Source organism: Bradyrhizobium sp., assembly GCF_047605465.1.
GTDB lineage: Bacteria > Pseudomonadota > Alphaproteobacteria > Rhizobiales > Xanthobacteraceae > Bradyrhizobium.
Map to the genome: position 1 here is coordinate 30,832 of NZ_JASGFS010000001.1, position 17,068 is coordinate 47,899.

General features: G+C 63.3%; 19 protein-coding genes. 10 read left to right on the top strand and 9 right to left on the bottom strand.

The window, feature by feature from the left end; genetic code table 11:
• Window positions 1-11: 11 nt before the first annotated feature.
• Window positions 12-1,187, bottom strand: a complete 1,176-nt coding sequence (locus tag QM712_RS00160) for a FecR domain-containing protein (RefSeq protein WP_415020990.1) — start codon at window positions 1,185-1,187, stop codon at window positions 12-14.
• Between the two features lie 130 nt (window positions 1,188-1,317).
• On the opposite strand from QM712_RS00160, the gene QM712_RS00165 reads away from it, so the two are divergent.
• Complete coding sequence (locus QM712_RS00165; protein ID WP_415020991.1) at window positions 1,318-3,105, top strand: ShlB/FhaC/HecB family hemolysin secretion/activation protein; 1,788 nt, start codon at window positions 1,318-1,320, stop codon at window positions 3,103-3,105.
• A gap of 202 nt (window positions 3,106-3,307) precedes the next feature.
• Window positions 3,308-4,138 (top strand): alpha/beta fold hydrolase, encoded by an 831-nt coding sequence (locus QM712_RS00170; protein ID WP_415020992.1) that lies wholly within the window; start codon window positions 3,308-3,310, stop codon window positions 4,136-4,138.
• Between the two features lie 431 nt (window positions 4,139-4,569).
• Here the strand turns inward: QM712_RS00170 and QM712_RS00175 are convergent, their stop codons facing one another.
• The 3 genes from QM712_RS00175 to QM712_RS00185 all read right to left on the bottom strand — a co-directional run bounded on the left by QM712_RS00175 (window position 4,570) and on the right by QM712_RS00185 (window position 6,086).
• On the bottom strand, window positions 4,570-4,911 hold the full coding sequence (locus QM712_RS00175) for a phasin (RefSeq protein WP_415020993.1): 342 nt from the start codon (window positions 4,909-4,911) through the stop codon (window positions 4,570-4,572).
• A gap of 142 nt (window positions 4,912-5,053) precedes the next feature.
• On the bottom strand, window positions 5,054-5,239 hold the full coding sequence (locus tag QM712_RS00180; RefSeq protein WP_415020994.1) for a hypothetical protein: 186 nt from the start codon (window positions 5,237-5,239) through the stop codon (window positions 5,054-5,056).
• 382 nt (window positions 5,240-5,621) lie between these two features.
• On the bottom strand, window positions 5,622-6,086 hold the full coding sequence (locus tag QM712_RS00185; RefSeq protein WP_415020995.1) for a hypothetical protein: 465 nt from the start codon (window positions 6,084-6,086) through the stop codon (window positions 5,622-5,624).
• Between the two features lie 197 nt (window positions 6,087-6,283).
• Between QM712_RS00185 and QM712_RS00190 the strand changes: the two genes are divergently transcribed.
• Complete coding sequence (locus QM712_RS00190) at window positions 6,284-6,640, top strand: hypothetical protein (protein WP_415020996.1); 357 nt, start codon at window positions 6,284-6,286, stop codon at window positions 6,638-6,640.
• Between the two features lie 45 nt (window positions 6,641-6,685).
• On the opposite strand, the gene QM712_RS00195 is transcribed toward QM712_RS00190, so the two are convergent.
• Window positions 6,686-7,264, bottom strand: coding sequence for a hypothetical protein (locus QM712_RS00195; RefSeq protein WP_415020997.1), 579 nt, complete (start codon window positions 7,262-7,264; stop codon window positions 6,686-6,688).
• Between the two features lie 46 nt (window positions 7,265-7,310).
• The gene (locus QM712_RS00200; RefSeq protein ID WP_415020998.1) at window positions 7,311-7,844 is read right to left on the bottom strand and encodes a GcrA family cell cycle regulator; all 534 of its coding nucleotides are present in this window, start codon (window positions 7,842-7,844) and stop codon (window positions 7,311-7,313) included.
• A 160-nt stretch (window positions 7,845-8,004) separates the two neighbouring features.
• Between QM712_RS00200 and QM712_RS00205 the strand changes: the two genes are divergently transcribed.
• Together QM712_RS00205 and QM712_RS00210 are read left to right on the top strand one after the other, a co-directional pair.
• On the top strand, window positions 8,005-8,613 hold the full coding sequence (locus QM712_RS00205; RefSeq protein ID WP_415020999.1) for a S24 family peptidase: 609 nt from the start codon (window positions 8,005-8,007) through the stop codon (window positions 8,611-8,613).
• Between the two features lie 104 nt (window positions 8,614-8,717).
• Complete coding sequence (locus tag QM712_RS00210) at window positions 8,718-8,993, top strand: hypothetical protein (protein ID WP_415021000.1); 276 nt, start codon at window positions 8,718-8,720, stop codon at window positions 8,991-8,993.
• A gap of 54 nt (window positions 8,994-9,047) precedes the next feature.
• Here the strand turns inward: QM712_RS00210 and QM712_RS00215 are convergent, their stop codons facing one another.
• A complete protein-coding gene (locus tag QM712_RS00215; RefSeq protein WP_415021001.1) occupies window positions 9,048-10,022 on the bottom strand; it encodes a quinone oxidoreductase family protein in 975 nt (324 codons plus the stop codon).
• A gap of 221 nt (window positions 10,023-10,243) precedes the next feature.
• Here QM712_RS00215 and QM712_RS00220 point away from each other — a divergent pair, with 221 nt between their 5' ends.
• From QM712_RS00220 to QM712_RS00230, 3 genes are all read left to right on the top strand, one after another.
• Window positions 10,244-10,444 (top strand): hypothetical protein, encoded by a 201-nt coding sequence (locus QM712_RS00220; protein ID WP_415021002.1) that lies wholly within the window; start codon window positions 10,244-10,246, stop codon window positions 10,442-10,444.
• A gap of 145 nt (window positions 10,445-10,589) precedes the next feature.
• Window positions 10,590-11,537, top strand: a complete 948-nt coding sequence (locus QM712_RS00225; protein ID WP_415021003.1) for an AAA family ATPase — start codon at window positions 10,590-10,592, stop codon at window positions 11,535-11,537.
• A 5-nt stretch (window positions 11,538-11,542) separates the two neighbouring features.
• Window positions 11,543-12,922 (top strand): vWA domain-containing protein, encoded by a 1,380-nt coding sequence (locus QM712_RS00230; RefSeq protein WP_415021004.1) that lies wholly within the window; start codon window positions 11,543-11,545, stop codon window positions 12,920-12,922.
• Between the two features lie 38 nt (window positions 12,923-12,960).
• Here the strand turns inward: QM712_RS00230 and QM712_RS00235 are convergent, their stop codons facing one another.
• Window positions 12,961-13,143, bottom strand: a complete 183-nt coding sequence (locus QM712_RS00235; protein ID WP_415021005.1) for a hypothetical protein — start codon at window positions 13,141-13,143, stop codon at window positions 12,961-12,963.
• Between the two features lie 356 nt (window positions 13,144-13,499).
• Between QM712_RS00235 and QM712_RS00240 the strand changes: the two genes are divergently transcribed.
• Entirely contained in the window at window positions 13,500-13,721 is a 222-nt protein-coding gene (locus QM712_RS00240; protein WP_415021006.1) for a hypothetical protein, read from the top strand.
• 52 nt (window positions 13,722-13,773) lie between these two features.
• Here QM712_RS00240 and QM712_RS00245 read toward each other — a convergent pair whose 3' ends face one another.
• Window positions 13,774-15,567: an MBL fold metallo-hydrolase gene (locus QM712_RS00245; protein ID WP_415021007.1), complete on the bottom strand. Its 1,794-nt coding sequence runs from the start codon at window positions 15,565-15,567 to the stop codon at window positions 13,774-13,776.
• A 175-nt stretch (window positions 15,568-15,742) separates the two neighbouring features.
• On the opposite strand from QM712_RS00245, the gene QM712_RS00250 reads away from it, so the two are divergent.
• The gene (locus tag QM712_RS00250) at window positions 15,743-17,062 is read left to right on the top strand and encodes a dicarboxylate/amino acid:cation symporter (protein ID WP_415021008.1); all 1,320 of its coding nucleotides are present in this window, start codon (window positions 15,743-15,745) and stop codon (window positions 17,060-17,062) included.
• Window positions 17,063-17,068 lie beyond the last annotated feature (6 nt).

The following is a 17,068-nucleotide window of genomic DNA, read 5'->3' on the forward strand; positions in this document are numbered from 1 at the left end:
ACAGCGCGTCGCTAGCGATGGCCGCGGCCCCACCACCACCAACCGTAGTGGCGACCGTTGTTGCCGCTATTTCCGCTATTACCGTTGCCGCTGCCCCCGTTGCCGGTCGTGCCGCCGCTTCCGTTGCCTGAAGTCCCTCCGGACACATCGCTGCTCGAACCGGAGGTCGTGGCGGCCGTCGTCGTACTCGACGACGTCGTCGCAGCACTTGTCGCGGGCGCGCTGCTGCTCAAGATCGCCGCTGTCACGGCGGAGCTGTTCGCGCTCGTCGCCGGCGTGCTGGCCTTCGTATCGCTCCACACGGTGTCGGCGTTGGAGCTGCGCACGCGGCCCGGCGCGACCGCGCCATGGGCCAATCCGTTCGTGACCTTGTGGAAGTTCAGCTTGACCTCGCCGAGGGTGCTCGAGATGCGTACCACCCCGGCCTTGGGAGCTGCGGCCACCTGATGCGGCTGCGTCGGCGCGCCCGCCTTGCTGCCCTTGTCGACCGGGCCGAGCGCATGGATCACGTGACCGCTTGCCGCATGACGCGGCGCCGACAGTCCGGATTTCGGCACGGGAATCCGCTCGATCGTCGAGGCGCGCGGTTTGCCCTGTTCGATCGGATTGAATGTCCCGGCGCCGCTGAGGCTGAGACCCGGCTTGCCACGCTCGAAGACGGTTGCCGCCTGTCCCGGCATGACCTGGGCGATCTGCCCTGTCTTGAAGTCGGATACTTCCACCTGGCCGCGGAGCACGCCGACTTTGGTGCTGCCGGCATTCACGGTGACGCTGAACTGCGTTCCCTTGACTACGGCGGCGAGATACGGCGTCTCGACCTCGAAATGCTTGACGTTCCGCTTCTCGACCTCGAGCAGGATCGAACCGGCCTGCTGAAGGATAGTGGTTGCGAGACCGTCCTTCTTCTCGGCCGGCAAGCCCACCACCGAATTCGGTGAGATCAGGATTGTTTCCTCGCCGCGGACCAGCAGAACCCGTCCATTGCGTCCGGTCCGGATGGTATCGCCGGCCTTGAGCGTCTCGTCCTGGTTCACCGAGATCTGCTGCGCGCCGTCGGTCGCAACCCACACCTCGCCCGAGGCCTTGCTGACCGACCAGACACCGTCATCGGCGGCGGATGCACCGGACGTCATTCCCAGAAACAGCGCGGCCATCAGGACGCGCCGCAGTCCAACTCTGCCGAGCATCACGATCCTCAGTCCGCTGACCAGCCGGAGATGAGGCGTACCGGAAATGACTCAAGATTGAATTAGCCGGAACGGGCGAGTCGCGTGACCGCGTTAACTTTTCATTGACCATAAAAAACTAAGAAAAATCATGCGGCTAACGATTCCTTACCGGCTCCGGCGAGGCCCTCCGTTGAACTACGGAGAGCCGGTCTCGAAGAGCAGGGACCGACGGTATCTCGTTGCCGCAATCATGGTTCTCATGTTGGGAATCCCTCAGGCGTTGGCGCAGCAAGCCAACCAGCCGGGGTTCGATCCGCGCCAACCCGAAAAGTATTTCGAGAACCAGTCCGACCAGGAAACGCTGAACCGGCCCCCGGTCAAGCTGCCGACAATCGGCCAGCCGAGCACCGGCGGTGACAGCAAGCCGCAATTCGTACTGCGCGGCATCGACGTCAGCGGCGCCCATGCGATCCAGCACCAACGCATCGCCGCAGTCTATCAAGGCTATCTCGGCAAGAAGGTCTCGCAAGCCGACCTCGCGGCCATCAGCGGCGCCATCAGCGATCTCTACCGCGCCGATGGTTTCCATCTGAGCCGGGCCATCGTGCCGCCGCAGGACATCACCGACGGACGCGTCCGGGTTCAGGTGATCGAAGGCGCCATCGTGCAAGCCGAGCTGAAGGGTGACGGCGCCGAGCAGTTCGGCGTGAGACCGATGCTTGGACCGGTTCTGGCGGAGCAGCCGTCGCGGCTGGCAACGCTCGAACGCCAATTGTTCCTGATCAACGGCCGGCCGGGCGTCCGGATTAACGATACCGCGCTGGAGGAAATCGGCGGCCCGACTGGTCGTTTCCGTCTCACCGTCTACCTCAAGACCTGGCACGTCTTCACGTCGCTCGGACTGGACAATCTCGGATCATCGTCGGTCGGACCATGGCAGACCTACGCGACGGGCGCATTCAACTCCTACTTGACGCCGGGCGATACGCTGGCCGTCAACCTGTCGACCATCGCCAACGACCCCCGCGAACTCGGCTTCGCGCGCCTGTCATATGACGCACCTGTGGGCGTCGACGGCGTGCGTCTCGGTGCCTCCGTCCTTTACAGCGCCGTGCGGCCTGGCGATGCCCGTCGCCTCGACAGCGACATCACCACGACTGAAGCCTTCGAGGTGCGGGCAAGCACCGTCCCCTTCATGTCGCAATGGTCGGCGCTCACGCTCACGCTGGCAGCGACGGCCAGCAACGTCTCGGAGCACGATCTGTTCGGCGCGTACTACAATGATCATATCAGGACCGCGAGCCTGACCGCGGACTATCGGCTGCAGGATCGGCTCGGCGGCACGAGCTATGCGACGCTGACCTATCGCCAGGGCCTCGACATCTTCGGCGCTTCGCATTTCGACGACGACCTCCTGTCGCGCGACGGTGCCTCATCGAACTTCTCGGTGCTGAACCTCTGGTTCACCCGCTATCAGACGCTCAATGACGCCTGGTCGCTGAAATTCTCCGCTGCAGGCCAGATGGCATCCCGACCGCTGTTCATCTCGCAGCAATTCTATCTCGGCGGCGCAGCTTTCGGCCGGGGCTATGGCGCAGCTGAGATCAGCGGCGACAACGGCCTTGCCGGCTCGCTCGAGCTTCGCTTCGACCAGAAACTTAATTTCCGCTATTGGAGCGGATATGAGCTCTACGCCTTCGGCGATGCCGGCGCGGTCTGGAACGATGGCTACCGCCTGAGCGACGGACTGTCGCTGACCTCCGCAGGGGCCGGGGTGCGCTTCTTCCTGTGGGACGATATCCAGGCCGATTTCGGCGTCGCGGTGCCGCTCAGCTATCGCGCGCCTGACAATACGCGGCGTAGCCCGCGCTTCCTGTTCACGCTCTCGAGCGCGTTTCGGCTGTGCCCGGAGCGCGGCAAGGGAAGCTGTCTCTAGCCGCGCGACGCCCGGTCCAAGGGACTGACGGGCGAGGCTTTACAGGACGGCTTGGTAGCCGCCGAGACTCGCCCAAACGCGGCTTGCCCAACCAGACTTGCCCAACGAGACTTGCCTAAATTTAATCCCGCACCACTCTCACGATCGCTCGATCCGCGGGTTCTGAATACCTATTTCAGTGAAAAGTGATCGGGACGGAACCATGAAGAGGGTTTTTACGATTCTCGCCTTTCTCTGCGTGCTGGGGGTCGGCGAATATTTCCTGGTCAGCAAATTGGCGATCCGCCATGAGCTGCTGACGTTGTTCGACGCCTCGCGCCAACGCCCGATCTCGGTCGAGATCGCGGTGCGCCGCGACTACGAGACCAAGGCCAATCTCGGCCTGTGGAAGCTGCCGCTCGCCATCATCAGCAATGGCAACACGGTCAAGGCGACCGAATATTCCTTCCTCGCCAACGTGCTTGCGGCACGCGGCTATCTCGTTGCCAGCATCCAGCAGGACTTGCCGAGCGACCCGCCCCTGATGACCCATGTCGGCCAGCCCTATGTCGGCCGGCGCGAGGTCTACATCCGTTGCGAAGCCAACATTCTCTACGTCCTGAACGAGCTCAAGAGGCGGCAGGAGAACGCCGACTACGACCACATCACCCTCGTCGGTCATTCCAATGGCGGCGACGTGTCCATGTATGTCGCCCATCAGCATCCCGAGCTGGTGTCCAAGGTCATCACGCTCGACAATCTGCGCGTGCCCTTCGTGCTCAGCGATAACCTGAAGATCCTCTCGTTCCGCTCGAAGGATCCGAACTTCGTGACCGACCCCGGCGTCCTGCCGACGCCGGAAGAGGCCAAGGCTCGCGGCATCGACATCATCCATACCGGCGCCCAGCACACCGATATGAGCGACCGTGGCCCCGATGCGGTCAAGGAAAAGATCCAGGCGACCCTCGACCACTTCCTGCGCGACAGCGCAAGCAGCCAGCTCGCGCCGGCCGATACCAGGAGCCCGATGATCATGAATCCCGGCGATTACTAGCGCGGCCGTCTTGCGCGAGATCAAGGCTGCTCCGATCCCGGTGCGTTAGAAATCCGCACAACGTCGGAGAAGCATGTGTCTCATTACACCGAAAGCGTTGGCCGGCCGGCTGCGAAAGTGCCGGGATTCGTACGGCACATCTATCGTTCGACCCGCAAGCTGTTCCGCTCGATCATCGCCCGCATCGATCTTTCCCAGTTCCCGGGATCATGCTGCGGCTGACGCCGCTTTTTGCGACGTGCCCGGAAAATGCAAATCCCTGCCGGTTGAACCGACAGGGATCAGCAGAAAGGATGATGGACGGCGAATGAGGATCATTCGGTGGCCCATCATGGACCTGCACGGGCGATTGAAATGCGCCTCTCGCCATCACGCAAGATCAATTTATGGGCAGTCCGCCGTCGCCTCCGAAATCAGGACGTCTTCCGAAATCAGGACTTGCCCTTGCCGGACTGCATCAAGCTGCCGGTCATCTGGCGCATGTGGTCGCCGGCGCTGGTGAACTGGCTGCGCAGGAAGTCGGACTGGATGCGCATGGCTTCCTGAAGGTCGGTGGCATGAACCAATTTGCGCGCATGCTCGAATGCCGACTTCATGTTCTGCTCGGTAAAGGCGAGCGCCTGTTTCGACACGTCGGTTCCGGCCCCCGGCACCGACGAGATCGACTTGGTGGCGGCGTCGAAAAACATGCCGAATGCCTTTTCCGCCTGGTCGATCGTCTTTTCGGCCAGGTCACGCAGTTCGGCCGGAACTTCGAGCTTCGGTTCGATCATGATCGCACTCCTCCCTTTTTCCACCTGACTACCACACTTGCCCGATTGCCTTCCAGCCGCCAGACCTGACGGCAGACACCACCCGGACGCCCGGCTGCGGCGGGAATCCGGAGAAAATCACCGGTTCGGCGCCCGGCAGGGCTCAAGAGAGGGGGCGTTCGGGGAAGGTTTCGTCAGTGGCGAGGTCTTCGACAAGCTTGATGACCTCGAAGCGCTGCCGGGGCTCGAGTTTCAAGAAGGCGCGCAGCAGCCGCAGGCTCTCAACGGTGCTGCTTGCGGGCGCGCCAAGCTTGAGATGCAGTTCAGCCGCGAAATTGAGGTTCTTCATCTCGCACCTAGGACAAGAATTCGGCCTTCGTGATCTGACGTCGGGTCCAACTCGAGGACCAAATGCCATTACCGAACAGCATGGCGACGACGAACTCTCGGCCGGACATCCCGGCAAGTTGGCACTCTGAACTGCACATCCGAACGGCGGGCCCAACCCGAGAGGTTGCAACTATGCCAAGGAACAACTGTTCCGGCAAGCCCAACCACCAGCGCGGCGATGCCTCTAACAGCATCGCGCCACCGCAAGTTCCCGTTAACAGGAATATGGACAGCCGTCACCCACCTGCGTCAAGAAGCAGCATCGATCACGCACGCCTCGATCGTTGTCAATCGGCACGGCGTTTCGCCGTGTTTCCGCATGAACGGAAATCGGCAAATGATCATCGCTTCTTCAGCGTATACACGTAATTGTTGAGCCCGACCTCGGCGGTTGTGTCGTCGAGAAAATGAATGTCGATCTCGCATCCCGTCTCCAGCGTCCTGATCCGGGGACCGCTGAAACCGAGCGAGGCAGCAAGCGCCTTCGGATCGGCTTTCCTGTCGGCTCGCTGCATCTCGTCGAACGCGCCCTGGAAGATCATGTCGGGGCCGTAGTCGGTGAGCCTGTATTGCGGCTTTGCGCAGGCAAATGGACGCGGGCCAGAGATCTGCCTCGCCTTGAAAACAATCACCTTGCCCATCAGCCGCCCCCGCTCGGTATCGTCAGGTTTGCGCTCCGCATCGGCCCATGGCGCGACCGCGGCGGACGTCAACGTCCAGCTTCCGACATAGAAGGGATCGGCGGCCACCGCGGGGCTCGCGATGCCCAACAACACGAGAAGGCAAACGGCGCCGGCGGATTGCATCTGACTGGTCCCCTCCTCGAGCTCTCGGAGTTGGACGCGGCTGCCCGCATCGAAGTTCATCGTTTCCGATATTTTTCAACTCGTGAACCGTTATTCACGATCGAACGTCCAAGCGGTTGCGAAACGGCCACGCACCACGGGCGCCATGGCTGGTGATTCTCGGATTCGGGCGCGCGTCAGCACCAAAGGACGACGGCATGCTTTCTCGCTGCGATCTCATCAAGGGCGCCGCGGTCGCGCTTCTCACCATCTCTGTACAAGGCGCACGCGCCCAGGAGACCAGGATGAACCTGTTCAAGGTCGTCACCATCAAGGACGAAATCGTCATCGGCCTGTCACCGGAGGAACTCCAGGCGCTCGGCGGCAGCGACGCCAGCGCGGTTGCTCACGCGCTGGCACAGAAGGGCGACCTCACGGTCTGGCAGTACAATGTGCATCGCGGTCCAAACGGCGAATTGCAGCAGGCGCCGACGGCCAGGATCGGACTTCTAGCCAACGCTTCGCTTCGCGTCGAACCCTACACGACGCCGTACCAGATCGTGCCGCATCCCTAGGCGGCCGACGGCGCGCCTGCGGACGAGGCCGCAGGCACGCCACCGTCATCGGACCGGTTCGCCACGTCGCGCACCGCCCGATTCCGTCGCAAAACCGTAGATCAGCGCCAGCCGATCGAGACACTCGCGAAAGCGCCGCGCGAAATAGTCGTTCCAACGCTGCGTCTGAACGGCGCGACGCTGCCCGATCTGATCCATGGTCAGACCCAACACCAGCACGTCGTGCACCAGCGCGGCACCGTCCGTCCCGAGTTCGTGCTCGACCCGGTTCAGCCGCAGCACGGCCTGGCGCTGGCTCTCGGTGATGGGCTCGCGGGAACGAGTGCCGTCGACGTATTCGCGAGTCGGATCGACCGCCTGAGGCCCGCGCTCCGCCCGCTCCCAATCGCTCTGGAAGGCACGTCCCCCGCGATACTGCGCCTCGTTGATCTGGTGATGCGAGTGCAGCCGTCCGAGCGGGTCGCCGCGAACCGACCGGACGGCGATGATCTTCTCGTCGAGTTCGAGCGCCAGCGGATTGTCGACCTGGACCTCCGCCACATCAGCATTGAACGGCAGTTCGCGCGACCGGCGGTCATAGACTCCAGCCAATTTGTAGGACTTGTTGCGTCGGGCACGTGCCACTCGGATGCTCCTCCATGAAATTGACGACTGAACGGATGGCCGGCGGTCAGACGGGAAAGACCAGCCTGAGCATGGCAGGACCGGCGACGCGTCCGGGCGACGCTCCAGGCCCGCGGGTCAAGCGGGCGTGCGGCGCGCAGTAGCTCGACCCCGCTTGGCGCGCATGACCGCAGAAGGCGATCTCCTCCCCGTCCTTGTCGCCCCCATAGGGATAGCGGCAATCCGAAGGGCCAAGGTCGACGAGCGAAAGCAGGCGCGGCTGGATGCCGACACAGCGCAACTTGACCGATGAGGCGGGCTTCATCGCGGACTTCGGCGGCAAATTCCGGCTGCGCCACGTCGGGCGGGATGGCGACACCGGAACCGCTTCGCCGGGCAAGGACGGCACGATCGACGGGCTTTTCACGCCGCCGAGCGCGGCGACGCCGAGCCGCTTGGCGCGGCCGACCAATGCGCTGCGCGTGTAAGCCGTTCCAAACCTTGCGTTAATCTCCCGCCCGATCTCCGCATAGGACATTCCCTTGAGAAAATAGTCGCGAAGCGCGTCGGAGTGCTCCGACGGCCAGTAGCCCGGTTCCATTCTGATTGTCCTGTGATGCGCGGCCGCAGCGGCCGATGAGATCGCACTAACATTCCGATATTCCGAACTAGAAGTCAAGCCGACTTCTGAAATTCATAATTGCATCAATTCCGAATTTCGGATTACAAGAGACGGGGCGATGGTAATCGAGGGAATCACCATGTTGGACGTTGCGATGATCGAGCGGGGCCTGGAGAAAACCGGCAAGAGCAAGGGCGGCCTCGCGGCAGCCATGGGCGTGCGGCCCGGCGCGGTCTCGGAGATCCTCGGCGGCGAACGGCTGGTGAAGGCCTCCGAGATCCTGCCGATCATGGAATATCTCGAGCTCAATCTCTCGCCGATCATGGGCCGTGTCGGCGCCGGCGCGGTGATCGAGCCGGATTTCGAGCAGGTGCCGCCGGAAGGGCTCGGCGAAATCGCCCTTCCCTTTCCCATCATGGAGGAAACCGTCGCCTTCGAGGTGATGGGCGATTCGATGCTGCCCAAATACGAGAGCGGCGACGTGATCGTGGTGTACAAGGACCAGCGCTACCCGCTGTCGAGCTTCTACGGCGAAGAGGCCGTGGTCCGGCTCAAGACCGGCGAGCGCTATCTGAAGACGATCGAGCGGGGCAAATCCCCTTCCCTCGTCAACCTCAACAGCTTCAACGCCAAGCCGATCGTCGGCGTCAAGCTCGAATGGGTGGGGGAGATATGCCTGTGGATGCCCAAGGGGCAGCTCGAACGGCTGCGCGCCAAGTCCGCGCGGTCCCGCAAGAAGGGCAAGTAGACATCAAGCCGCGATTTCCGATTTTTCGAAAATACGCTTGACCTGATTCCGTTTTTCGGAAATACTCTGCCGCGCTCCCGGTCGGGGCGCGGCAGGATCGTTTGATGCAGTATTTCGTCGTGATGATCGACTACGGACGGCGCGGACGCGAGGCGGTGGTCGATCCCGAGATCACCCGGCGCGAGGTCGTGTCCCGCATCGCCTCGGGCGAGTACCGGAACATTTCCTTCGTCCACGAGATCGTCGAGAGCGCGGTCGAGGACGTCACCGAGGCCGTCCTGGCCGAGGCCGCCCTGCCCCGGATCCCGCCCGACGACATCGATCTCCAGGCGATCCGCCTCGATCACGCCCGCGACCTGCGCAAGCACGAACGGACGTGACGCAGACCTTCGGGCTGCGCCAACGTCCGACGCGTGCCATCGTCCCGCGGAAGATCACACGAGCAGAACGGTCGATCCCGTCGTCTTGCGCGCGGCGAGGTCGGCATGGGCCTTGGCGGCGTCCTTCAGCGGATAGGTCTGGCGCACCTCGACCTTAACCGCGCCCGACTTGACGACGTCGAACAGCTCGTTGGCCATCGCCACGAGGCTCTCGCGCTTGGCGGCGTAGGTGAACAGCGTCGGACGCGTCACGTACAGCGACCCCTTCTGCGCCAGCAGGCCGAGATTGAGCGGCTCGACCGAACCGGACGACTGGCCGAACAGCGCCGCGACGCCGAGCGGCGCAAGACAATCCAGCGACTTCAGGAAAGTGTCCTTGCCGACGGAATCATAGACCACCGGCACCTTCTTGCCGCCGGTGATCTCGTCGACGCGCTTCACGAAATCCTCGCGGGTGTAGATGATGACGTGATCGCAGCCATGCGCCTTGGCGAGTTTCGCCTTCTCGTCGCTGCTGACGGTGCCGATCACGGTCGCGCCGAGATGCTTGGCCCACTGGCTCAGGATCAGGCCGACGCCGCCGGCCGCGGCGTGGAGCAGGATGGTATCGCCCGCCTTCACCCGATAGGTCTGGCGGATCAGATATTGCACGGTCAGGCCCTTCAGCATCATCGCGGCCGCGGTCTTGTCGTCGACGCCGTCGGGCAGCTTGAGCAGGCGGTCCGCGGGGATCAGCCGTGCCTCCGAGTAGGCACCGAGCGGAGACGCACCATAAGCGACGCGGTCGCCCGGCTTCAGATCGGTCACGCCGGATCCGACCTCCTCGACGACGCCGGCTGCTTCGCTGCCGAGCCCGCTCGGCAATTGCGCCGGGTAAAGACCGGACCGATTGTAGATGTCGACGAAGTTGAGACCGACGGCGGTGTGGCGGATGCGCGCTTCACCCGGTCCGGGCTTGCCGACACTGACCTCCTCCCAGACCAGAACCTCCGGACCACCGGTCTTGTGAAAGCGAATGGCATGCGTCATGGGCGTTGTCCCTTATCGTTGGAGTGAGAGTCCGAGACCCGATCGGCCTGTGAAATAGGTATTTGGTCCGGCCGTTACAGTAGCGAGGCGCGACAAGAATGTCACAACGAGCCGCAAACGTCGGCCGTTCCTCGTCTGTTCGAGAGAGTTGATGACGGAACTGGCACCGTCGGCGGTAACTTCGCGCCGGGGTTGGTGGTCGCCTGCGACGGAGAGTCGAGATGCCCGCTTATGTACAGCATCACCAGGATGTCGAGATTGCCCCCGTGAACTGCCCAACCTGCATGGGCTTCCTGCCGATGTACGTGCGCGAGGTCGAGCCGCACTGGAGCCTCGCCAAGATCGACTTCGTATATGAATGCGCCGAGTGCGGCGCCGAGCTCAGGCAGACCATCCGAAAGCCGGAGCTGCTGCGGCATTGATCGTGCGATCGGCCATCGCCCGGGTATTGCGCTAAGCGGAAAAAGCGGCGCTCGCGTGGGTCTGGTGCCTCCCAAACAAGGCTTGTTCTTTGCCGGGAACGCAGGCAGAACAAGCCCCAAGCAAGACCTTTGGGAGCGCCCATTCGTGGCTGAACAGAAGGCCTCGACGTCGATCGAGGCAGTTGAGAGCGGCCTCGCCGCGCAAGGCTATATCGCGAGCCGGCAGATCGCGACCGCAGTCTATCTGTCGCAACAGATCGAGAAGCCGATCCTGGTCGAGGGCCCCGCGGGCGTGGGCAAGACCGAGCTTGCCAAGGCCATCGCCGCCTGGCGCGGCATGAAGATGATCCGCCTGCAATGCTATGAAGGCCTCGACGAAGCCAAGGCCCTCTACGAGTGGAAATACGCCAAGCAGCTGCTCTACACGCAGATCCTGAAGGACAAGCTGGGCGAGGTTCTCGGTGGAGCGCAGACGCTGCACGCCGCGCTCGGCCAGTTGCACGACTTCGGCGACGTGTTCTTCTCCAAGGAATTCGTCGAGCCGCGCCCGCTGCTCCAGGCGCTCGAGCAGCCGGGCGGCTGCGTGCTGCTGATCGACGAGATCGACAAATCGGATGCGGAGTTCGAATCGCTGCTGCTGGAAATCCTGTCCGATTTCCAGGTCACGATTCCGGAGCTCGGCACCGTGTCCGCGATCACGCCGCCGACCGTGATCCTGACCTCCAACAGCGAACGCGATCTCGGCGATGCGCTGAAGCGGCGCTGCCTGCACCTGCATATCGGCTTCCCCGAACAGCGGCTGGAAGAACGCATCGTCGAGAGCCGCGTCCCCGGCATCTCGCAGACGCTGCGCCGGCAGATGGTCGGCTTCATCCATGAAATCCGCTCGCTCGACCTGAAGAAGCTGCCCTCCGTGAGCGAAGCCATCGACTGGGCACGCGTGCTGGTGCTGCTCCAGGTCTCCGAGCTGGATACCGAGATCGTCAAGGACACACTCAACGTCCTCCTCAAATACGAGGCGGACATCGAGGCCGCATCGCCCCAGATCACGACCTTCATTGCCAAGGCGGCGCGATCCAACGTCTTCGGCTGAGTCCGATGCGCGAGAACCTCCATCGCTTTTTCCGGGCGGCACGCGGGGCCGGCGTCCACGTCTCGCCGGCCGAAAGCATCGATGCGATGCGTGCGGTGGCGCGGGTCGGCTTCTCCGATCGCGCCATCCTGCGTGACTCGCTTCTTCTGACCCTCGCCAAGTCGCAGGACGAGAAACTGGCGCTCGGCGACTGCTTCGACCTGTTCTTCAGCCAGCCCGAACTGCGGCAGGATCAGTCCGAGACCGGCGACGAAGACAATGCGTCGCAGGAGACGGATCAGTCGCCGCCATCCGCTCCCTCGGGCGACACGGACGGCGGTCAGCCGCCGCAGGAACTGGGCCCGCTCGCACAGATGCTGCTGTCCCAGGACAGCAATGCGATCGCAGCCGCGATCGCGAGCGCCGCCGGCGCGGCGTCTCTGTCCGACATCCGCTATTCCACGCAGCGCGGGATATTTTCCAGCCGCATCCTCGATGCCATGGGCCTTCAGCGCCTGCGTGACGACCTCGACGCGCTGACGGCGTCCAACCCGGCGCTTGCCGAGCGTCTGCGCACCGCGCTCGACGGCCTGCGCGAGGCCGTCCGTGACACCGTCTCGCAAGGGCTAGCGCTCTACGCCCGCGAGGAAGCCGAAAACCTCCGCAACGAGATCTTGCGCAACGCACCACTCGCGCGCATCGAGCGGCGCCAGGTCGAGGAGATGCGTTCCCTCATCCGCCAGATCGCGCGACGCCTGCGGGAGCGCTTTTCAAAGCCGCGCAAGCGCCAGCGCCGGGGCCACCTCGACGTCCGCCGTACGTTGCGCCGGAATGCGGCCTGGGGCGGCGTCCCCTTCCTAACCGCCTGGAAGCGCAAGCACCGTGACAAGCCCAAGATCGTGGCGCTCTGCGACGTCTCCGGCTCGGTGGCGCAGGTATCCGACTTCTTCCTGCTCCTCATCCATTCGCTGCACGAGGTGGTCGACGACGTCCGTTCCTACGCCTTCTCCTCGCACCTGATCGAGGTCAGCGACATCCTCGAAACGAAATCGCCTCAGGAGGCGATGGCCGAGATCATGTCCAAGGTCGGCTTCGGCTCCTCGGACTATGGATCCTCGCTCGTCGACTTCGAGAAAGACTGGATGAGCGCGCTGACGCCGCAGACCACGGTGATCGTGCTCGGCGATGCCCGCAGCAACAACCTCGACCCGCGCGCCGATATCCTTCGCCGCATCTCCGAGCGCTCGAAGCGGTTGGTCTGGCTCAATCCCGAGGGACGGCTGGCCTGGGGGTTCGGCGACTCCGAGATGCCGCGCTATGCGACCTTCTGCAGCGTGGTGCGCCAATGCGCCACCGCGCAACAGCTCGAGCGCGCTGTATCCGATATCGTGGCGACGTATCAATAAATCGCACGCTCACAGCAAATGTCGGGCCCGCGTAACTGTCAGGCCCGCGTAAGTTCCGCGGAGACCGCGTTGCATTCGCGGAAATGATAGGCGATTTCGTCCAGCGCGCGCTGTTCCCATTCCTGGGCCTGCGCCAGCCAGAACACACGGCGATCCGAATCGAGCGCGGCACGCTCGCGGCAAAGCAATTCCTGACTGCGAATTTCCACCAGCCTGTTCATGCACTCCACTCCCGTCGCGTGAAGTCATCCGCCGCGATGAACGTAACAGAGTCCGCGAGATCACGTCGCACAATTTTTATGTCTGTGCATATCGCGACGCGGAATGGGACAGCGACGTTACCCGTGCACTGCGGTAGCTTGCGTCGCAGCATCAACCGCCAATCATCAATTAGTGATCGCCGCTCGGGACGATATTCGTTCGCAGGCGATCTTAACTCTTGTGACGCAACGAGGTGCGGCAATTCGTGAAGAGACATTCTAAACAGCTCACCGAATTCCGGACTCATTGTCGTCGCATGGTCTTCATGCAGCGCCGCTAACAGGGGCGCGCGAACGTGACTATCCCTCGAGGCAACATGAACATCGACGTCGATTTCGATCTTTCGCCGGACCAGTGGGAAGCCCTGAAGGCGCTTCGCAATCCGGCATCGAACGGTCGCCTCTCCAAGGCCTATCTTCTCGAAGGCCTCGTCAAGCTGGGACTCGTTGCCATTGATGACGGCGTGCCCGCGATGACTGCGACCGGCCGCAAAGTGCTGGTGCGCGGATCGTGCCGACTGCTCGACCTGGTCGCCTGAAAGGCTCGCCCGCCGCGAAGCAGCCCCGCGGCTCGAAGATCAACTTTCCTTGCTACGCGGACCGCGCCCGTTTGACCTCCATCGCCCGGATTTCATCCGTGGCGATATGCGCCAGATCCCTCAATCGGTCGAGTTGGTCCTCGGACATGGCCCGCGGTCGGGTGTCGAGCAAGCACAGCGTGCCGATGCAGGTCCCGTCCCCGCATTCCAGCGGGTAGCCTGCATAGAACCTGATCCGCGGCTCCCCGCGCACCAGTGGATTGTCGGCGAAGCGGTCGTCCAGGAAGGCGTCGGTCACGACCATCGGTTCGCGAAGATAAACGACATGGGCGCAGAACGAGACGTCGCGGGGATTCTCCTGCGCGGCGACGCCGTGCCGGGACTTGAACCATTGGCGTTTCTCGTCGATGAGAGTGATGGTCGCCATGGGCACGTTGAACAGGGCTGTCGCGAGACGCGTGATCCGGTCGAGCTGCGGCTCAGGCTGACTGTCGATGAGCGCGCGGGTCAGCGTCAGCCTCCTCTCTTCGTCCTTTGGAATGGGGGCCCTTGCCCAGCGGCACGCCTCCCGCAGCACCCATGCGCGCATCTTCGTCCGCGCATAGCTGTCGGTGAATGGCGTGATCAACCAGTCCTTGACGCCATCCGCATGATCCTCATCGCCGGCAACCACGACGATCGGAAGCCCGTCATCCTCCACCGAGCGGATCGCGGCGCAGACGCCCTGGCTGTCCGGCCGGGCGGCATCACGGTCGATGATCGCGAGTGAGGGCGGATCCCTTGCGATGATCGCGCGTGCGGCCTCGGCGCTTGCGCAGAAATTGGTGCGAAGCCCTTCGGCTTGGGCTGCGCCTGTCAGCGCCGCCGCAATCTTGGGATCCGTGACGCTGATCAGTATCGAACGTTGAACGAGTGCGGCCTCCAGCGGCGTCAGAGCGCTGAACTCCCTTCCCGTGGCATGCTCCGGCTCCGGGCCGGACCTTTCCAGCGTGATGAGCTTTCCTTCAGCCGCCGCCGAGACCTGCAGAGGCGATCCGTCAAGGCTCAGATCAGCCCTCAGCTTTTCGACGATGCGCTCGACCGCGTCGTCATTTCGGAGCGGATCGTGATGCGCCAGCACGACATGCTTCACGTCGGCGCGCTTTGCCAGGTTGACGACAAACTCGCCGGTGCTGTGACCCCATCCAACCTTGGACGGGTATTCCGCTGCGGTGTACTGCGCATCGTGGATCAACAGATCCGCGCCCCTGACGAAATCGGCGTGCCGTTGATCCAGGCCTGAAAATTCGCCATGTCCCTCGGCAAAGGCGCGGGAGAACGGCTCATGGTCGCAGCAATACACGAGCGTCACGCCGTCGGCTTCCAGACGATACCCCAGGGTCAAGGCCGGATGATTCAGATACTGCGTCGTGACCTTGACGTCGTCGATCTCGAACGTGCCCTCCACGAGGTCGTGATAGCGAAGGGTCGCGCCGAATTCGTCCGTCGTGACCGGGAAGTACGTATGCTGCATCTGCCCGGCGAGGGTTTCCCGCAGCGACTGGTTCAGCCCCTTCGGTCCGTAAATGTCCCATTTGGTTCCGGGCACGAAGAAGGGGACGAAGAACGGGACACCCTGAATGTGATCCCAATGCGTGTGGCTGATCAGAATATGGCCGCTGAGGCCCTTGGCACCCCCGGACATCAGCTTCAGCCCCAAGCCGTGAAGACCGGTTCCGCAATCGATGATCACGAGCGTTCCCCGCGCCGTGCGGACTTCGACACAGAGCGTGTTTCCGCCGTAGCGAATTGTCGCCGGTCCAGGCTTCGGTATCGAACCGCGCGTGCCCCAAAACTGAACTTGCATCAGTTCCTCCGAGCCATCGTCTTCGCAGACGGCATCTTATCGGTTCTGGCGTTTGATGGGACCGAAATCGGCATGCCGGCGGACCGGGCTCCCGTCTGCCCCTGACCGCGACAATCTGGCATGGTTGTTGCTCCTTTATGACGATCAAGACGTCGTCAGAAACGGGGGAGCCATCATGTCGACCATTGCCGCGGCCCCGGCCGCCGAGCCAAAACCGCTCTACACCTCGCTGTTCGTCCAGGTCCTCGCCGCGCTCATCCTCGGCATCATTCTCGGCGTGGTCGTTCCCGACTTTGCCATCGGGCTCAAGATCCTGAGCGACGCCTTCCTGAAGCTGATCTCGATGATCGTCGCACCGATCGTGTTCTGCGTCGTCGTGCACGGCATTGCCGGCGCCGGTGACCTCAAGAAGGTCGGCCGCGTCGGTGTCAAGGCACTGGTCTATTTCGAGGCGATGACGACCGTCGCGCTCGTGGTCGGACTCATCCTGGCTTACATCTTCGGCCCCGGCCACGGCATGAACATCGATCCCTCGACGCTCGACGCCAAGGCCCTCAACACCTATGCCGACAATGCCCACAAGCTGCAGGGGGCCGGCATCGGCGCTTTCCTGCTCAACGTGATCCCGACCACTTCCTTCGATGCGCTGTCGCGCAACGACGTGCTCCAGGTGCTGTTCTTCGCCGTCCTGTTCGGCGTGGGCCTTGCGCTGGTCGGCGGCGAGAAAGGGCAGCTCGTCACCTCCATTATCGATGCGGCCTCAACGGTGCTGTTCCGCGTCATGGGCCTGGTGGTGCGGGTCGCCCCGCTCGGCGTGCTCGGCGCGGTCGCCTACACGGTCGGAAAATACGGCGTCGGCTCGCTGAAGCAGCTCGTCTCGCTGGTGATGCTGTTCTACGTCTCGGTGGGCATCTTCGTGCTGGGCGTGCTCGGTGCCGTGATGGCATTTGCCGGCATCAACATCCTCAAATTCCTCGCCTATCTGCGCGAGGAGTTGACCATCGTGCTCGCGACCGCCTCCTCCGACGCGGTACTGCCACAGATCATGAAGAAGCTGGAGCGGATGGGCGTGAAGGATTCCGTCGTCGGGCTCGTCATCCCGACCGGCTATTCCTTCAATCTCGACGCCTTCTCGATCTACCTGACCCTGGCGGTCGTGTTCATCGCTCAGGCGACCAACACGCCGCTGTCTTTCGGCGACCTGTTGCTGGTGCTGGGCGTCTCCCTGATCACCTCGAAGGGCGCCCATGGCGTTCCGGGCTCGGCGATCGTGATCCTCGCGGCCACGTTGAACGCAGTGCCGAGCATTCCCGCGATCGGCCTCGTGCTGGTGTTGTCGGTCGACTGGTTCATCGGCATGGCCCGCGCCGCCGGCAACCTCATCGGCAACTGCGTCGCGACCGTGGTGGTCGCTGCCTGGGAGGGCGACCTCGACCGCGACAAGGCGGCCAAGGTGTTGGCCGGCGGCGAGTTGGTGGATGTGACAGCCGGCTAGCGCGGA